At 69.7% G+C, this 17,670-nt stretch carries 14 protein-coding genes; 9 read left to right on the forward strand and 5 right to left on the reverse strand.

All coding sequences use genetic code 11. The features are described from left to right. Positions 1–130: 130 nt before the first annotated feature. From C6N31_RS22635 to C6N31_RS22645, 3 genes are all read left to right on the forward strand, one after another. Positions 131–646 carry an SPDY domain-containing protein gene (locus tag C6N31_RS22635; RefSeq protein ID WP_138355478.1) on the forward strand — a complete coding sequence of 172 codons (516 nt, stop codon included), beginning with the start codon at positions 131–133 and terminating at the stop codon, positions 644–646. Continuing rightward, positions 643–1,020, forward strand: a complete 378-nt coding sequence (locus tag C6N31_RS22640) for a hypothetical protein (protein WP_138355479.1) — start codon at positions 643–645, stop codon at positions 1,018–1,020. Before C6N31_RS22635 ends, C6N31_RS22640 begins: the two co-directional genes overlap by 4 nt. A gap of 328 nt (positions 1,021–1,348) precedes the next feature. Continuing rightward, positions 1,349–2,773, forward strand: coding sequence for a serine/threonine-protein kinase (locus C6N31_RS22645; RefSeq protein WP_198358054.1), 1,425 nt, complete (start codon positions 1,349–1,351; stop codon positions 2,771–2,773). A 76-nt stretch (positions 2,774–2,849) separates the two neighbouring features. Here C6N31_RS22645 and C6N31_RS22650 read toward each other — a convergent pair whose 3' ends face one another. Both C6N31_RS22650 and C6N31_RS22655 read right to left on the reverse strand, forming a co-directional pair. Then, the gene (locus C6N31_RS22650) at positions 2,850–3,668 is read right to left on the reverse strand and encodes a substrate-binding periplasmic protein (RefSeq protein WP_187144762.1); all 819 of its coding nucleotides are present in this window, start codon (positions 3,666–3,668) and stop codon (positions 2,850–2,852) included. A gap of 314 nt (positions 3,669–3,982) precedes the next feature. Continuing rightward, positions 3,983–4,450: a hypothetical protein gene (locus tag C6N31_RS22655; RefSeq protein ID WP_138355482.1), complete on the reverse strand. Its 468-nt coding sequence runs from the start codon at positions 4,448–4,450 to the stop codon at positions 3,983–3,985. Between the two features lie 811 nt (positions 4,451–5,261). Between C6N31_RS22655 and C6N31_RS22660 the strand changes: the two genes are divergently transcribed. The 5 genes from C6N31_RS22660 (at position 5,262) to C6N31_RS22680 (ending at position 10,851) form a co-directional block, all read left to right on the forward strand. Further along, entirely contained in the window at positions 5,262–6,491 is a 1,230-nt protein-coding gene (locus tag C6N31_RS22660; protein ID WP_138355483.1) for a type III PLP-dependent enzyme domain-containing protein, read from the forward strand. A 123-nt stretch (positions 6,492–6,614) separates the two neighbouring features. Then, positions 6,615–7,721 (forward strand): phytanoyl-CoA dioxygenase family protein, encoded by a 1,107-nt coding sequence (locus C6N31_RS22665; RefSeq protein WP_138355484.1) that lies wholly within the window; start codon positions 6,615–6,617, stop codon positions 7,719–7,721. 14 nt (positions 7,722–7,735) lie between these two features. Further along, a complete protein-coding gene (locus C6N31_RS22670) occupies positions 7,736–9,061 on the forward strand; it encodes a DUF6271 family protein (RefSeq protein WP_138355522.1) in 1,326 nt (441 codons plus the stop codon). A 3-nt stretch (positions 9,062–9,064) separates the two neighbouring features. Next, positions 9,065–9,562: a GNAT family N-acetyltransferase gene (locus C6N31_RS22675; RefSeq protein ID WP_138355485.1), complete on the forward strand. Its 498-nt coding sequence runs from the start codon at positions 9,065–9,067 to the stop codon at positions 9,560–9,562. An 83-nt stretch (positions 9,563–9,645) separates the two neighbouring features. Beyond that, positions 9,646–10,851 (forward strand): MFS transporter, encoded by a 1,206-nt coding sequence (locus C6N31_RS22680; RefSeq protein ID WP_138355486.1) that lies wholly within the window; start codon positions 9,646–9,648, stop codon positions 10,849–10,851. Positions 10,852–10,908: 57 nt separating this feature from the next. On the opposite strand, the gene C6N31_RS22685 is transcribed toward C6N31_RS22680, so the two are convergent. The 3 genes from C6N31_RS22685 to C6N31_RS22695 form a co-directional block, all read right to left on the reverse strand. Then, positions 10,909–14,007, reverse strand: a complete 3,099-nt coding sequence (locus tag C6N31_RS22685; RefSeq protein ID WP_138355487.1) for a hypothetical protein — start codon at positions 14,005–14,007, stop codon at positions 10,909–10,911. A 92-nt stretch (positions 14,008–14,099) separates the two neighbouring features. Beyond that, positions 14,100–15,494 (reverse strand): MFS transporter, encoded by a 1,395-nt coding sequence (locus C6N31_RS22690; RefSeq protein WP_138355488.1) that lies wholly within the window; start codon positions 15,492–15,494, stop codon positions 14,100–14,102. Positions 15,495–15,747: 253 nt separating this feature from the next. Then, positions 15,748–16,410 (reverse strand): O-methyltransferase, encoded by a 663-nt coding sequence (locus C6N31_RS22695; protein WP_138355489.1) that lies wholly within the window; start codon positions 16,408–16,410, stop codon positions 15,748–15,750. A 124-nt stretch (positions 16,411–16,534) separates the two neighbouring features. On the opposite strand from C6N31_RS22695, the gene C6N31_RS22700 reads away from it, so the two are divergent. Beyond that, entirely contained in the window at positions 16,535–17,215 is a 681-nt protein-coding gene (locus C6N31_RS22700) for a TetR/AcrR family transcriptional regulator (protein WP_307811528.1), read from the forward strand. Positions 17,216–17,670 lie beyond the last annotated feature (455 nt).

Consider the following 17,670-nt stretch of genomic DNA (forward strand, 5'->3'; position numbering starts at 1 on the left):
GCACACCTAGCTCGCACCCCGAACGCCCCAGGGCCCCGTGTGGCCGAACTCGCAGCATCGGCCGCCGCCGCGAGTCTGCCCCTGCCCGCACCGTCACGCCGCCACTGACCACGTCCTTTACGGAGATGTCATGTCCGATCAGCAGGACTCTGAGCGGTGGCGCGAGTACCACGTCACCCCCCGCTACCTCGCCGGATCGACGTTCACTGGTGGTCCCGCCTTGCGGCCCCTGCTCGACCTGGGTTGGAAGCTGAATCACGATGATCTGGGCAACGTGTATGTCAACGCCCCGGACCAAACCGTCCGCCTGAGTTACCTGCCCGAAGGCGATGATGACGCCCTGTGGAAGATCACGGCGTTCTCTGATCCCTTCGCGATGCCGCGCTGGTTGGTCACCTACCAGGACAGCACCCCGACCGAGATCGTCGCCGGGTTCACCACCGCGCTCGCCGCCGCCTACACCGAGGGGCCCGACGCCTACCTCTACTACGGCAACAGCACGCTGGCCGCGCTCGATGTGGGCACACGGCTGGCAGCGGCAGGCTGGAGCCACCATTTCGGCACGACCGACGTGTCCTTTCGCTCCCGGACGGCTTGGCCGAGGTGCACCTACGCCGCAGCCAACTCGACCACACAGCCGAGATGACCGGTCGCCAAGAGCGGTGGCTCACCAAGACTTCCGGCAAGAAGAAGCCCCTTCCCGAGGACCTGAAGTTGCTGGATGCCGACCTGGCCATGGCCGCTGGCATGATCACCGACCATGCGGCCGCCAGCCTGCGCGACGGCCGCTGGGTGGACCTGATCGCGAACCTGGCCGAGGCCAACCGGCGTGCCCAGATCAACCTGCACGAAGCGGTCGAGAAGGCGCTCGCCCACGGTCAGAGCTTCGAGTCTCTGGCAGGTGGATCCCATCTGTCGGCCGAGTATCTGCAGGAGGCGTACGAGCAGTTCGACCGTGCAGCGGTGGCACGATCTGGTCCCGACAAGGACGGCAGGGAGCCCTGGCGGGTCCTGGGCTGAGGGCCGTACCGTCGAAAGGCGACCGCACCCAGCCCCCTGGGCTGCGGTCGCCTGTGTCGTACCGCATGCTCAGACGGCCAACAGCAAGGCGAGCGGGATATCCCGCCCGGGCTTCTCCGGCCGCTTACAGGCCGATCCCCTCGGTCGCGGCATCGTCCCGCTTCTCACCCTCGTCCACGTACTCCCAGAACACCGGGGAGTTGGCGGACCAGAGATTCAGCCGTGCGTCGCAACTGCTGCGGGCGTATCGAGCACCGGGCCCGGGGCATCGTCAGCGGTGATCGAAAGCACCTTTGCCCGGTGGGGGATCCCGCTAGGGTGGCTTCCCGTGGAAGCAGTGAGCGGGGCGCTGATCGGGGGCCGGTACCAGCTTGTCGAGCTGATCGGTCAGGGCGGTATGGGCCGGGTGTGGCGGGGGCGGGACAAGGCTCTCGAGCGGGACGTGGCAGTGAAGGAGGTGCTGCTCCCGCAGGGCCTCACCAGTGGGGAGCGCGACCACTTCCTCCAGCGCGTGGCGCGCGAGGCGCGCGCCGCGGCGAGGCTCAACCACCCCGGGATCATCACCGTGCACGACGTGGTCGAGCACGAGGGCGCGCCCGTCATCGTCATGGAACTCGTCACCGGTACGTCGCTGGGGGCGCTGATCGCCCAGGACGGCGCGCTGCCGGTTCAGCGGGTCGCCGAGATCGGCGCGGCGATGCTGAAGGCGCTCCAACTGGCCCACGCGGCGGGCATCATCCATCGTGACCTCAAGCCGGACAACGTTCTGTTGATGGGCGACAGGGTGATCATCACCGACTTCGGCATCGCGCACATGGCCGACGCGACCACAGCCCTCACCCGCACCGGCGCGGTCATCGGCACCCCGGCCTACATGTCCCCCGAGCAACTGGAAGGCAAGCCGCCGGCCCCCGCAGGTGACCTGTGGTCGCTGGGCGCGACGCTCTACAGCGCCGTCGAGGGCGCGCCGGCGTTCCACGGGGACACCTTCAGTGCGCTCGTCATAGCCGTCGTCACCAAGGAACCGCGCCCGCCGGTGCGAGCGGGCGCGCTGCAGCCGCTGCTTGCCGCGCTGATGACGAAGGACCCGGCCCGCCGTCCCACGGCCGAGCAGGCGCTTTCCGCGCTCGACGAGGTGGCACGAACGGGAGCAGCCGTGCTTGCTCCGATCCCGACACCGACACCGACCGCGGTCGTGTCTTCGGCGGCGCCTGCGCCCGCCGGGGCGTGGCTCCCTCCGCAGCCGTCCCACGCACCGTCGGTCGGCGGCCGGCCGCCGGCCCAGTCCTTGCGGCCCGCCGGCCCTGGCCTCCACTTCCAGCCGACGGCCGCCGCCGGAGCACCGACCGGGGCCCGGGCAGGCTCGGCGGTCAGCCCCTTCGGGGCGGTGGTGCTGCGTTTCATCGGCTGCATGGCGCTGTTGTGGGCCATCGGCTCCGTACTGCCGTGGAACTATCTCGACACGGTGCCGTCGGAGTTCCTGCCCACGGTTCTGGCGATCACCGGCGCGTTCTCGCTCATCAACGCGGTGCCCCGGCCCCGGTGGCACCCGGCAGTGGCCTGGCTGGTCTTCGTCCTGTTCGATCTGGCCCTTTACTTCGCCGTCAAGCAAGTTGTCGTGCCGGCGCTGTTCCACGGCGAGACAGAAACCGGCTTGAGCGAGGTCCCGAGCGAGATGGTGATCAACCTGCTGCTCTACGGCACCGGCGCCTGGCTCCTGTGGTGGAAGATCCCCGGCAGCCGCTCCACCTGACGAAGGACTGGCCGACGGGTCGACAGGTCGGCGGACAGAGCCGTCCCGTGGGTCTCCTGGATTCAGCCGGCACGGCTTACAGCGTGGGGGTCAGGAAAGCGTCCTCCAAGCCCCATTTCTCGAGCAATCTGGAGTAGCTCCCGTTGTTGTAGACGACGACAAGGGCGTCCAGCAGAGTGTTGCTGAGCTCGGTATCTCTCAGTCGGACCGCCATGCCGGCAGGGCCGACGGCGAGCTGCTCGCCGGCGATCTCGGTCGTGCTGCCGGGGCCCTTGGCGGCGTGGGCGGCCGACGGGAAGTCGGTGATCGCGGCGTCCGCCCTGCCTTCGTGCACAGCCGCCAGGGCCGCCGAGGCGTCGGCGAACTGCATGAGCGTGGCGCAGGACGGGCGGTTGTTCCGGAGGAGTTCCGCGCCGGTGCTGCCGCCGATGACGGCAATATTGCCGCACGCTGTAGAGAGTGACCTGACGTTCCGGGGGTTGTCCTTGGGCACACTGATCGACGACCCGAAGCTGAGGTAATTGACGAAGGTGACGGACTTGCGACGCTCTTCAGTGGCGCCCTTCGTCATGACGACGTCGTATCGCCCCTCGGTGACCCCGGAGATCAGCTGGGCAGAAGGGGCCTGCAGGAACCGGAACGACACTCTGAGCTGCGCGCCGAGGAGCTGGGCGAGATCGGTGTCGAAGCCGACGAGCCTGCCCTGCGAGGTGAAGGCGAACGGAGGCTGTGCGGGATCCACTCCGACCACGATGAAGCCTCTGGCCTGGATCGATGCCGGCAGCTGCTGGTGAAGCCGGTAGGAGTCCTCGGGGTCCCGGGGGGCGGAGTCGCCGATGGGCGACAGGGACAAGCCGACCGCGACGCAGGCCGCGGTGGCGACACTTGCCAGCATCACGACGACGGACCGACGACCGGGACGCCTGTGCGCGGGACCCGGGGCCAGGACCACGGTGGGCAAGATGTCGCGGCCCGTGGCCTCCGGCCCGACCCGGACCCGGCCCCGGCCCCGGACCGCGGCTGGCGCAGGAAGCTGCCGTGCGGGTTCCGCAAGGGGCAGCGACATCCCCAGGATCGCGGCGACGCAACGACGGACGACGCTGTAGCCGCCGTGCGGCCGGGGCCCTGCCGTGGCGGCGCCCCGGTGGTTCCGGCCCAACACGGCGGCGGCCGTGCGCTTGCCGGTACTTCCCCTGCTTCCCTCGGCCGTCAAGGAGTGCGCTCCTGCCGCGGTCCCTCGTCCGGGACACCGGCCAGCTGTGGACGATCCGGCTCAAGGGCCGTCCGCTGCGGCCCGGCGACCGCGTCGTTGACGCTCTGCACCTGGCCCAACTGCGTCAGCAGGGCGGGGGCGGAGAGCCCGACCGCGACCGCCGCGTAGGCGCCGGTGATCTGCCCCGTCAGCCCGAACATCGCGGCGCAGGCGGCGCCCAGCACCATGTGACAGGCGATCGCGACCGCATCGGGCACCGGGTCGAAGTACTCGGCGAAACGGGGCAGGGGGCGTGGCACGACCTCGGGCGTCGGGTCGAGGACCGGATCGGGGCTGAGTTCGGAAGAGGCCTTGCGCTGCTCGCGGCGCGCGGTCTGCCAGGCGATCGTCTGGCTGTACGCGTCGACCAGGCCGCGCAGCGATCCGCCACCGGCGCCCAGCGTGATCAGTAAGGTCGTGTCCACTCAGCCCCCTCGCGGAATTTTCCACTTCCCGCTCCATTGAGGACATTAGGGGTTCGCGGGGTGCACCAAAGCGACATGGTGAAATATCTCCGGACTTGCCTGGCCGGCCGCGCCGCCGGCGTCGGAGGAGCTCAGCCGTGCGGCGAGAACCGGTCCCGATCGGCCCGTCCACGGCCGACCCCGCCCGAAGCGGCGACCGATCCGCAGCAGGATCGGGTGGGGCGGTAACGCCTGGATGACACCCATCGTGCTAACCGACTGACCAGCAGACATAACGCAGCGTCAAGTCTCGGCCAGCGCCCGCGAGTTAAATGCGGATTGGCGTCCGTGGAGGCGAGTTGTCGACTGGAAAGGGTTGACTCCCCAAGCTGGTCTAGTCCAATGTTGTGCCCAGGGTCCGTGCGCGTGTTCATCCTCGCGAGGGGTGCGGTCCGCCGCCCTCCGACCGCCATGAGCTCCGCGGGCCCATGAAGGTAGTGAAACCAACACGCCCGCAGCGAGCTGCCTGTCGGCAGCCAATCCTGGATTCGCTGTGCCCTCGATCCGCCCCGCCACCGAAGATCCGAGCCTGGAAGGACCGCATGACCGAGTCCGACCGATACCACCTCCACCCCTCCCGCAGGGCATCGCGCGCACTTGCCCCAAGAAAGCCGTCCAGGCGGCGGTCCGGGACCTTGCGCAGGTGTCTGCCTCCGCAGGGAACGAGAGCATGTCGCGTCCTGGCGGCGAGCGGAATCCGAGGGGCTGGACCACCGGCCCGGACGGCCGGAGCCACGAGCACCGGAGCCACGGGCATCGGCCGGGTGCAGCGATGAGCAGCACGGGACCGGCCCCGATCAGCGCAGCTCTGCGTGCCGCCCTCGCCACCGCGTCCGAGGACCGGATCATCTACGACCTCGCCGGGATCGGCGAGCGGTACAGGTCCCTGACCGAGGAACTGCCGGGTGTCGACATCCGGTTCGCCATGAAGGCGTGCCCCGTCGACGAGGTGTTGGCCCATCTGGTGGCCCAGGGTGCCGGCTTCGACGCCGCGAGCCCCAACGAGATCGCCCAGGCGGTCAGGACCGGCCTGCCGCCGGGTCGGATCCACTACGGCAACACCGTCAAGTCCGACCGGAACATCGCGGAGGCGTACCGCCTGGGTGTCAGGGACTTCGCCACGGACAGCCTGGAGGACGTTGCCGCAATCGCAGCCCACGCTCCCGGCGCCCGGGTGTTCTGCCGGCTGGCCACCACCGGGGAGGGTGCGCTCTGGGGGCTCAGCCGGAAGTTCGGTTGCTCAGCCGACGATGCGGTGCTCGTCCTGGAAGCCGCGCGGGCGGCCGGCCTGACGCCGGCCGGCCTGTCGGTGCACGTCGGCTCGCAGCAGATGACGTCCGGCGCCTGGCGGGAAGCCTTCGATCACCTCGGCGACCTGCTGGTGAGCCTGCGGCAGAGCGGCATCGTGCTGGACCACGTCAACCTCGGCGGCGGCCTGCCCGCCCTCGGCTATCTGGACCGGCGGGGCAACCCGCTCGACCCGCCGCTGGACAAGATGTTCGTGGTGATCCGGGAGGGCATGCAGCGGCTGCGGGAGATCTCGGGCTCCGAGCTGGACTTCGTCATGGAGCCGGGCCGCTACCTGGTCGCCGACCAGGGCGCGATCAAGGCGCACGTCCTGCGCCTGACGTCGCGCCGGCAGCTCGACGGCGGCCGCGAGTACTGGCTCTACCTGAACTGCGGGAAGTTCAACGGCCTCTACGAGATGGACGAGCTGCAGTACCGGCTGGTCTTTCCGTCCCACCCGGACGGGGAGTACGTTCCGGCCGTCGTCGCGGGCCCCAGCTGTGACAGCGACGACGCCTACGCCCAGGAACACAGTCGTGTCCAGGTGCCGAGGGCGGTCGCCTCCGGAGATCCGGTGTGGATCCTCTCCAGCGGCGCCTACGCGACCAGTTACATGACCCAGGGGTTCAACGGCTTCGATCCGCTGCCGTGCGGTTGGACGTCCGGTGAGCCCGAAAGACCCGCGGCGAGGGATGACGAGGCGAGTCCGCGGTGACGGACGACGAGGCGAGTCCGCCGGCCTGATCCCCCGCGGGCACGCTCGCACTGTTCGCCGTCACCGGCGCGGAGTGCGCGTGCCCTACACCCACCTGACCCACCCGGTTTCTGGAGTTCATACATGCCCGCCCCCGATCAGCATCTTCACCGAGCCGCCTCCCGCCGCCCGTATTTCAGTGCGGACGGTGAGACGTACCTGGCGCCGACCCCGCTCAGGGACCTCCGTAAGGAGCAGCCCCTGCGCGTGCTCTCCGAAGCGGACTTCGCCTTCTGGCGGACCTACGGGTATGTCGTGGTCAAGGAGGCGATCCCCGCCGAGTCCGCCGGCCGCCTGCTGGACTTCGCCTGGGACTTCCAGGGCCTCGACCCGCACCGTCCGGACAGCTGGTACGAGCAGCGGCCCTACCGTGACGAGCTGGACCGCCATCTGCACGTCTACGGCTTCGTCGAGGCGTACCACCACCAGCTGATCTGGGACAGCCGGCAGACCCAGCGCGTCTACGACGCCTTCGCCGACGTGTGGGACTGCGAGGAGCTCTGGGTCACCCTCGACCGTCTCAACCTCAACCCGCCCAACATCAAGAACCGCGACCGCGCGCTCATCGAACCCACCGAAGAGGGCTTCGACATCGAACTCCACTGGGACATCGACAGCACGCTCGGTGTCATACCGCAGCGGGTCCAGGGCATCATCGCGCTCACCGACACCCAGCCGGACCACGGCGGCTTCCAGTGCAACCCCGAGCTGTTCCGCCGGTTCGACGAGTGGAAGCTCGGCCAGCCGGCCGGCCGCGATCCGATCCGGCCCGCCGTCGACCGGGACGAATACCCCGTGGTCCGACCGGAGTTGTCCGTCGGCGACCTGCTGATCTGGAACGGCGCCCTGGCGCACGGCGTCGCCCGCAACACCTCAGAACGCGGCGTCCGGGCGGTCCAGTACGTCTCGATGATGCCCGCCCTGGAGGAGAGCGAGCAGATACGCCGCTCCCGGATCAGCTCCTGGGAGACCCTCAGCACTCCGGACTGGAACGGAACCCTGGTCGGCGACGCCGTCACGCACGAGTCGCTCCGGTACAAGGCCGCCGAACTCAACGAACTCGGAGAGAAGCTGCTGGGCCTCACCTCCTGGCACGGAACCTCCGGGCACGCAACGTCAGATCGCGAAACCTCAGGGCACGGAACCTCAGGTCACGGAACCGCCCGGCACGGAGCGGAGTCCGCACAGTGAGTCGTCGTACCGCTCTGCGCAGGATCTGCCTGACCCTTCCCACCAACCGGGCCTGCACCCCGGCCATCGCCGACGTCGGCGAGGAGGCCGCCTACGCCGCCGGGGAGTTCGGCGTCGAGGTCCACCTGCTGATCCTCGACTCCTCCGAGGTCTCGACGTTCGCCGATCACGCCAAGGCCGTCGACGAGCTCCCCGCGGTGCCGAACGTGATCGTGCACCACCTCGACGAGGGGCGGCAGCGTGACTTCCTGCGGGAGGTGATCGAGCGCTCCGGTCATGCCGAACCCGAGCTGCTGCTCGACCTGATGCTGCCGGACGCCGTCTCCTACGGAGCCTGCACCAACCGGGCCTTCCTGCTCGCCGCCGCACTCGGCTGCGAGTCGATCCACCGCCGGGACTCGGACAGCGGCTACCAGTCCCTGGACGGCAAGCCGGTCTTCCCGGTCCACCACGAGCTGCTCTCACTCGGGAGAACGGGAACCGACGCGGCCGACGGCGTCACCGAGAACACTCTGGACCCGGTGCACGGCCGGAAGCCGGTATCGATGGTCGGTGGCTCGTTCGTGGGCGAACTGTCGGTCGACGTCAGCGAGATCAAGGAGGCCGACCCCGGGATCTACCACGACGTGGTCAGCCTGTGGGCGCCGCCCGAGTGGCCGGCGGAGGAGGTTCAGGGCCTGGTCCAGGAGTCGTTCATCGGCGCCGGCACCGAGCCGTTCAGCGTCGACCGGTCGGTGCTGGACGTCCCGGACATCTGGCGGTTGGACATGTGCAACATCGGCTTCGACCGCGAGCTGTACGAGCGCGTCCCGCTGCCGCCCGCGACCGACACCATCGGCAGTGACTACTTCCTGCTGCACGTCGTCCGCCACGCCCCGCTGCCCGCGGTCGTGCACAACCGCCACATCGTCAACTTCTACACCGCGGAGCGGCGGACCGGCAGCGGATTCACCGCCTACCAGATGCGGTTCGTGAAGTTCCTGCTGTCGATGCTCTACCTCCATCCCGTCTACTTCGACCTCGAGGAAGCCGGTCCGGCACTGCTCGACCCGCAGCACCATGTGCGGGCCGACACGATCGCCGGCTTCGTGCGGCGATCCACCAGCGAGGACCGTGCGGAGAACATCCGGCGGCTGGATGTCATCGACCGCCGCTACCGTCAACTCGGCGGCAGGTACGCCGAGTTCGCCGATCATCTGATGCCGCTGCGGCAGGACCTGCTCGACCGGGCCCAGATCGACATGGAGCACTTCGCGCTGTTGATCGACGCGTGGCGTCCACTGGTGGCGGCGAGCAGGGCCATCGCTCCATCCAACGGTCCATCCATCGGAAGGGCCTGACGAGTGGCCGACGACACCATCCGCCTCCGCCGGCTGGCAGACACCGACTGGGACGAGGTCGTGGCGCTGGAAGCGCGCGCCTACGCCGAGAGCGGTCTGTCCGAAGGACGGGAGGTGCTGCGGTCCAGGGGCCGCGTATCACCCGCCACCTGCTTCGTACTGGAGCACGACGGGCAGTTCGGGGGCTATCTGCTGGCCCTCCCCTACCCGCCGGGCCAGTGCCCGGACCTCACGTCGGCAGAAGCATCCGACCACAAGTCGGCGAATCTGCACGCGCACGACTTCGTGATCACCGAGGCGCTCCGCGCCAGGGGCCTGTCACCGCACTTCGTGCGCCAGATCGAGCAGGAGGCGCGGTCGCAGGGATTCGACCGGATCTCCATGGTGGCCGTCCAGCGCAGCCATGTCCTCTGGCGTCGCCTCGGCTACGCCGCCCACGCGGAGGTCGGCCTCCCCGAGAGCTACGGCACGGAGGCCGTCTACATGTCCAAAGCGCTGTAGAGCGCGCCCAGGACCGGGACAGAAGTACCCAGCGGATCCGCCGCGCGGATCACCATCGTCGGACGAAGTAGGCTGATTCACTCATGATTCGCATGCACGACCCCTTCCGCAGAGCGCAGTTGGCCATCGCGGCGCTGTTCCTCTTTCTCGGGTTCCAGTACGCCACCTGGGTCTCACGGCTGCCCGCGCTGAAGACGGACCTCGACCTGAGCGCGGCGCAGGTCGGCCTGCTGCTGATGGCAGGTGGTGCGGGGGCGGTGATCTCGTTCCCGCTGGTTCCGCCGGCGATGAAGCGGCTGGGCTCCCGGCTGGTGTCGCTGCTGTCCGCCCTCGCCCTGGGCCTGATCCTGCTGGTCCTGGCCGTGACGCCGAACTACCCGGTCACCCTGCTGGTCATCTGCCTCGACGGCGTGGCGGTGGGCTTCCTCAACGTCGCGATGAACGCGCAGGGAGCCGCGCTCGAAGTCCAGTACGGGCGGACCGTGATGGCCAGGTTCCATGCCACGTTCAGCGCGGGCTCGCTCTCCGCGGCGCTGCTCGCCGTCGGCGTGAACCTGTTCACCTCGTCCTTGGCGGTGCACTTCACGGCGGCCGCCCTGCTGTTGCTGCTCGCGGTGGGCCTGACGCAGTCCGGGCTGCTGCCGCAGGACCAGCAGCCGGACGCCACGCCGGAGAAGGCGGCGGAGCAGGCGGCGGACTCCGCGTCGGAGCAAGAGGAGCAGCCGAAGCGCCGGCTGGTCCTGCCGACCCGGGTGACCATCTGGATGGGCCTCGCCATGGTGTTCGGCACCGTGACCGAAGGTGCGATGAACGACTGGTCCTCCCTCTACCTGAAGGACATCGCCGAGGCGGGACCGAAGGTGACACCGCTGGGGATCGCCGTGGTCTCCGGAATGATGGTGCTCGCCCGGATCTTCGCCGACGGCTGGCGCGCCCGCTGGGGCGACGGACGGATCGTCGTGGCCGGCAGCGCACTTGCGGGCGCCGGCCTGGCGGTCGCCCTGCTGGCCGGCGGTGTGCTCCCCGCGCTCCTGGGGTTCGCCTGCGTGGGCCTGGGCGTCGCGGCCGTCACACCGTGCGTCTACGTCGCCGCGGCCCGGCAGGGGCCGGACGCGTTGGCCCTGGTCGCCGCGATGGGGACGATCGGCCTGCTGGCCGGACCGCCCGTGATCGGCTTCATCGCGAGCGGCAGCAGTCTGACGTGGGGCATGGGCGCCATCGCGGTCTCAGCGGCACTGGTCTCCCTGTGCGCCACCCGGATCCGCTGGTCCGCCTTGGTCCCCGCCTGACCGGCTCCCACCGCGCGGCCCGGCACTGCGACCCTGCGACATCGTCGAAGCCGCCTCTCAATCACCCTCCGGGCAGCGGGCATCCGCTGCCCGGAGGCGTCCCGCCAGCGTGTGCGCACCCCCTCCGGAATCCGCCACGGTCTTCAGCTGCCGGTCGAGGTCCGCACGGGCGGTCAAGGACATCACCCATCCGAGCGGAGCCTGGGCTCCGGGGCCCCGGACATTCGCGAAGCGCAGGTAGTTGCGGCAGCCGAAGGCCTCGTAGACACGCTGGCGGGCGTTCGCGTCCTTGGTGGCGGCGGCCTGCCGCAGGCTCTGGACAGGGACCGACAACTCATGGGGGCGTCCGGGCGCCGCCGTTGCGGCCACGCTGTTGTAGCCGTTGTCGATCTGTACGAACACCAGCCTGACCTTGTGGGCCGGCGGTGCGCTCAACGGGCAGGCAGCGGGCTTCCTCTGGTGGTACACCATCGCGTTGCCGCAGTCCACCAGCTCCTTGAGCTCCTGATGGAGGTCGATGGCCGTCAGGCTGCCGGTGCCCTCCACGTAGCCGCCGTCGACCACCGACATCGAGGCATCCGTCCCACATTTTCCGGCGGTGAGCCGGCCGGAAGGAGTGATGTACGGAAAGCGTGCCGACAGCATCGCCGCGGTGGAGCGGTTGATCTCCTGCGGGGCGCAGAGGAATCCACCTCGGACATCGATGAGGGTGGGCCCGCCATCGTTCCGCTCGCCGGGACTCAGGTCGCTGGAGCTGGTTTCCTCAGGGCGCCGGGTGCAGGAGGTCGGACCGATCGGCCGGTCGAAGGCCCCCAGCTGGACGGGGGCCGTGAGGACCCGGCAACCGCTCTCGACGGCCGTGCCGTTGAGGAGGGCGAGCGGGGTCCAGGCGGTCCCCGGCTGCTGCCAGGTGGCGTAGAAGGAGCCTGCCAGCTCCCCCTGGCTGCGCTCCCAGGACTCCTCCATCACGGCAGCCCGGTCCTTGCCGGGGAATCCGATGAACGAGCGCGGCAGGTCCACGAACGTCATCCAGGCCAGCGCCCCGGAGAGGTGGTCGGTGCCGAAGACCCGCTCGTGACTGTGGGGGTCGGCCTTCCGGGGGCGGGACAGCCAGGAGACCGCGCCGAGGCTTCCGCCGGAGATGCCGCTGACCGCGAACACCGGCGCGCGGCCGTCCGTCCGGGCGCACCCGGAGCCCTTGGGCGGCTCGACCGGCGTCGGCGGGAACAGCTTGTCCAGAACCCCGCTCGTCCAGTACGCGGCGCGGATGCCGCCGCCGGACGCGGCAACGACCACCAGCGGCAGACGGCCTGCCTGCGGGGCGTTCGCGCAGTTGGCGGCCAGCCACTTCTCGAACTGTCCGGCCAATTCCCGCGAGGGGGCCAGCGGGGCCCTGCTTTCTCTCACCCGCACATCGTGGTTGCCCGTCGTGTCGAGGACTGCGGCGAGCACGAACCAGGCGAGGAGGAGGGTGAAGGCCGGAGTGCGGGACAGGCCGAGGGCCCGGAACCCGGCCACCGGCGTGTTCAGCTCCGCCCAGCGCTGCATTTCGTTCAGCACGACCAGCGCGAGACTCAGGAAGAGTGTCACGACCGCGAGGGGTCCGACATGGGAGGGCAGGAACCCGCTCCGTCCCCAGGTCAGCGTGGAGAGGCACACCACCGCGAAGACCGCGCACCCTCCAGCGAGCAGGAAGTACAGTCCTGACCGGCCGTTGCCCGCGTCAGGCGGTTGGGCCCAGCCTTGGTTTCCGCCCTCGAACCCGTTCAGGATGCTCGGCATCGCGATGCCGAGCACGACGCTCCCCGCGCCGACCACGATCAGCGCGATCGCGGCAGAGCGGCGCGGGCCGACCACCGCGGTGGCCACGGCCGCCCGAACGGCGAACACCCCGAGAACGACGAACGGTAGTGCAGCAACGCGGCGGGCCGTTCGCCGCAGTGCGTCCCGCCGTTCGCCTTCGGGGATCCCGGCCCGGTCGTCCGCGTCCGCTCTCGCGGCGGTGAGCCCGGGCTCACCGCCGCTGGGCCGCCGCAGCCTCGCACCCGCCAGCAGAGACAGGACGAAGACCAACCCGAGCAGGGCTGCCGGGGCCCACAGCCTGTGCCAACTCGCCCCCAGGAGCAAGCCCAGACAGGCCAGGGCGAAGGCAAGGACCAGGATGGTCAGCTGGCGCACGGGCGGCCGGCCCTCGTCATCGGTCAGGACAGTGCGGTGCACGCTGCGCCAGAGCAGCAGCGAGAAGACGAGTACGGCCACCGGAGTCCACACCGCGGTGCCACAGTGATCCAGCAGGCCGAGCAGGGCGTCCTGCACCTGGTCGGTGCCCGCCCCGGTCAACAGGATCAGCAGGACGGCCGTGACGGCCAACTGGAGGCGGACCGGGACCACGTCCTTCCAGCGATACCAGCCCCGGCAGACCCTGCTGTGGACGGTCAACATCGCCAGGAGCAGCACCGCCAGGAAGACGGCCGCCCACTTGACGATCGCCGCGAAGCCCGCGATGTCGTTGAGGAGATCGATACGGTATGGGGTCAACGACTTGAGGGACAGCGCGAACTGACAGGCGTCCTCGACGAGTTCCGATCCCACCAGTAGCGCCACCAGCACCCACAGCCATGGACGGGCGGTGGCCCTTTCCAGTGCGGTGGCCGTCGAGACGTTCGCATCGGCGACAGAGGGCGGGATCCGCCGCAGATACGACATGACCCGGACGAACAAGAACGTGTACAGAGCAACCAGGCAAAGGTCCAGGACGACATACGTCCGCATCAGCAGCCGGGCCTTGGCACCGAAGGGACCCGCCTTGATGTGGTCGTGCGCCGAGGCGTTCTCGAAGGCCTTCACGCACTCGCTCACCCGGTCGAACGGACCCGGATCGCCGTTCGCTGCGCGGGCGGTGGCGGCGTCCTCCGCGTTCGGGATGTCCTGGGTCCACACGCACCAGGCCGTCCGCCGGTCGTTGCGTACGTCTCCGGACAGGGTGTCGATCCGGAATTGCGAGCCCAAGGTGGCCGCCGGATAGCCGGGCGCCTCGATCCTCCCGAGAGCACTGTCCAGCTGGAGCACCGCGACGATGAGCAGGAGCAGGAGAACCACCGCGCCGGGCAGCCACCCCCTTCGCCACGCGGCCCGAATCCAGGTGAACAGGGCCATGGGCACCTCTTGGTCGTCGTCGCGCTCGGCTGTCCGATGGCCTCAGTCTGGCGGCGAAAACGGTGGAATCAAGGATGAAACACCGAGAGACGTCACGGACGTGGCGCGGTCTCGCTGTGGTCCTCGTGCGCGGTAGCGCGTCCACCCGATCTGCGCGGTGCGCGCAGTGCGTGGAGTCCGGCGGCGGCTGTGCCGAGGCACAGTGCGGTGGCGCTGTACGCCAGTGACGTGCGGACGCCGATGACGGCGCCCAGGAGGCCGACGGTGAAGCCGCTGCCGGCGCGCAGGCCGTTCGCGGACATGCCGTAGACGCCGAGGACCCGGCCGCGGTCGGCGGCCGGTGCGAGCAGTTGAACGACGGTCTGGCCGATCGACATCGAGGCGAGGTTGGCGACGCCGCCGACCAACAGGAGCGCCAGGGCGAGGGGGTAGCTGGTGGTGAGCGCGAAGAGGATGCTGGTCACGCTGTAGAGGACGGTGCTGAGGACGGCGGCGGCCACACGGGGCCTGACCCAGCCGGTGGCTTCCAGCACGATGCCGCCGATGACGCCGCCGGCGCCGTTGGCGAAGAGCAGGACACCGTAGGCGGTGCCCGCGCCGCCGGCCCCCAGGTCGTGGGCGAAGATCGGCATTGAGGACTGTATGGACGAGCCGACGAAGAACGAGCCCAGGCCGGCCAGGATGATCATGCTGACCAGGGTGGGGTTGGATCCGACTTCCCGGAGTACACGCAGTGATTCGAGGGCTCCGACCCGGGGGCGGCTGTGCCGGTCCCGGGTGTGGCCGGTGAACTTGGTGCGGAAGAGGAAGAGCGTGAGCGGCAGGTAGAAGGCGATGTTGGCGAAGATGCCGGCGGTCGGGCCGAGCCCCAGCAGCAACGCCGACCCGATCACCGGCCCGAACAGCACACCCAGGCTGCGGAACGTCGCGTTCAGGCGCACCGCACTGGGCAGTTCCGACGGGCCGACGAAGTCGTGGAGCATCAACTGCTCGCCCGGACCCCACAGTGATCCGGCCAGGCCGTGCAGGACGAGCAGCACGCACGCCTCCCACATGTGCAGCGTGCCGGTGAGGAACAGGATTCCCCAGGCGGCGGAGACGCCCATGAAGACCACCTGGGCCACCTGGATGACGCGGCGGCAGTCGTAGCGGTCGGCCAGCGAGCCGAACCACATCGAGAGCAGCAGGAACGGCACCCAGTGGCTGATCACCTGAAAGCCGGTCAGCGCCGGTGAGTGGAACGTCTGCCAGAGCACCCAGTACGTGATGACGTGTTCGATGTTGTCGGCCATCATCGCCAGCATCGAGCCGAGGAGGTAGGGCCGGCAGTCACGGTTGCGCAGGGCGGCGAACCGGCGGGACGTGTTCGCCGGGGGTGGTGGTGCCGCGACCGATGGTGCTGCAAGCGACGGTACGGCGAGCTCCGCGTCGGGCGCGGTCGCTTCCCGCTCGGATATGTGGGTGGAGATTCCGCAGGCGGCACACATCCTCGGTCTCCTCCTCTCGGGATCGGCCCACCGCGGGATCGCGGCGGAACGGGTGAGCGCCGCGATCACCCGGTGAGCGGGTCGGCCTGTACGGGGCCCGGGTCGGCCTGTGCAGGGGCCGGGTTCGGCCTGTACGGGGCCCGGTTCGGCGGATTCCGTTGGCCGGGACCATGATCCGTCCCGTGGGACGTGATGATGACAGCGGGGTACCGCCGGCGGCTATCGGCCCGGTGGTTGTCCGCTCAACCGCCGTTCAGAGGCGGCAGCTGATCTCCATGCCGTCCTCGACGGGGAAGGTCACGCTCTGGTAGCCGTTCGCCGGCGTGCGCACGTACTCCAGGTACGGGCCCAGGGCGGGCAGGTCGACGTCATCGGCCACGACGAGGGTGCCGGGCTTCAAGTGCGGTTCCAGTAGCCCCAGTACGGGAAGACAGAGGTCCTTCCAGCCGTCGAGCAGGACGAAGTCGGCGGGGACGCCGAGCCGGCCGAGGGTGTCGCGGGCGTCGCCCTCCAGCACGGTCACCACGTCCTCCAGGCCGGTCCCGGAGAAGGTGAGGCGAGCTGCCGCGATCTTGGCCTCGCTCAGTTCCGTGGTGACGACGCGCCCGGTGCCGTTGTCCCGGACTGCGGCCGCCAAGTACAGCGTGGAGATCCCGAAGGACATGCCGAACTCGACGACGGTGGCCGGCCGGATCGCCCTGACCAGGTTGTAGAGCAGTTGGCCACCCGCTGCGGAGATCGGCATGTAGACCTCGGCCACGGCGTCGGCGTGCTCCTGCGGTGTCGGCCATCCGCGGTCGCCGTGCCGCCCGGCCATGATGCGGGCCACGGTCGCGTCGTCCTGCGCCGCCTCCGCGAACATCCGGCGCAGGGCGGCCTCGACACGGGGGTCGGTAAGGGTGCTGGTGTGCGTCATGGTTCTAGGCTAGACGCACCGTTGCGTTGCGTCTAGGGCGAGGTCTATCCTGGGGCAAAGCACAGGCGGCACAGCAGGTTCGGCAGAAACCGCCGAGGAGAGCACCGCCGAGGAGGACACCGTCGTGACGAGCAGTGGCGTGGCGGGCAGTGACCTGACGGGCAATGACCTGGCGGGCCGAGTTGCAAAGGGCGCCGCACCGGACAGCTCCGTCGGCACCGCGGGCCGGGGCCACCACGGGAACCGTCACGGGAGGAGCGCGAAGGCCCGGCAGTCGGTACTGGAAGCGGTCGACGACCTGCTCGCCGAGAAGGGGTTCGCGGGCGTCACGGTGGAAGGCATCGCGGCGCGTGCCGGCGTGGCCAAGCAGACGATCTACCGCTGGTGGAACACCAAGACCGACATCCTCATGGAGGCTTTCCTCCAGGACGTGACCGAGGAACCCGCCCCGCCGGACCACGGCGACGTCGCCCGCGATCTGCGCGACCACCTGAGCTGGCTCGCCGCTTTCCTCAGCCGGTCCGATTCCGGAGCCGTCCTCAAGGCACTGATGGCCCAGGCACAACTCGACCCGGTCTTCGCCGCCGACCTCCAGGGCCGGTACCTGGACGAACAGCGCCGCCGCGACCGCCTCCCCCTGGACCGCGCCGTGGACCGCGGCGACCTGCCCGCCGGCCTGGACGTCGCAGCCGAGACGGACCAAATCGTGGGCCCCGTCTACTACCGCTTCCTGGTGGCCGGCGAACCGATCGACCGCGCCTTCACCGACCGGCTCGTGGACGCCTTCCTTCACCGCGCGCACTGACTCTGCGCGCACTGACACCGCCCGCACTGACACCGCGCGCACTGAGCGGACCGCGCGGACAGCACGGGCTGAGGCTGCAGAACACAGCCTCCGCTAGACGGTTCCCGACCCCCGACCCCCTTGCGGACAGGGGTCACGGGGCGGCCAGTTGGCTTCCCTCAGCGCCGCGATCGCGTGCAGGGTCTCATCGGTGCAGGCGGCCAACAGGCCCCGGGGAGTGCGGACGCTCCACAGATTTCCCGAGCGGGGTTCGGCTCTACCCAGAGGGAGCGGACGCGTGATGTCGGTGACGTCCTGGATGACCACCGCACCGTCGGACCGTGCGGCACTGTAGCTGCGGCCCATGCACTTGAGAGCCGTGGGCCGCGAGGTGATCTCATCGAGCCCCAGGCTGCGCATCCCTGACTCGGCTTTCGCTCCAGGAACCAGACCCAGCATCACGCCGCCTCCATTAC

Origin of the sequence: Streptomyces fildesensis (assembly GCF_016107395.1) — a bacterium.
Lineage (GTDB): Bacteria > Actinomycetota > Actinomycetes > Streptomycetales > Streptomycetaceae > Actinacidiphila > Actinacidiphila fildesensis.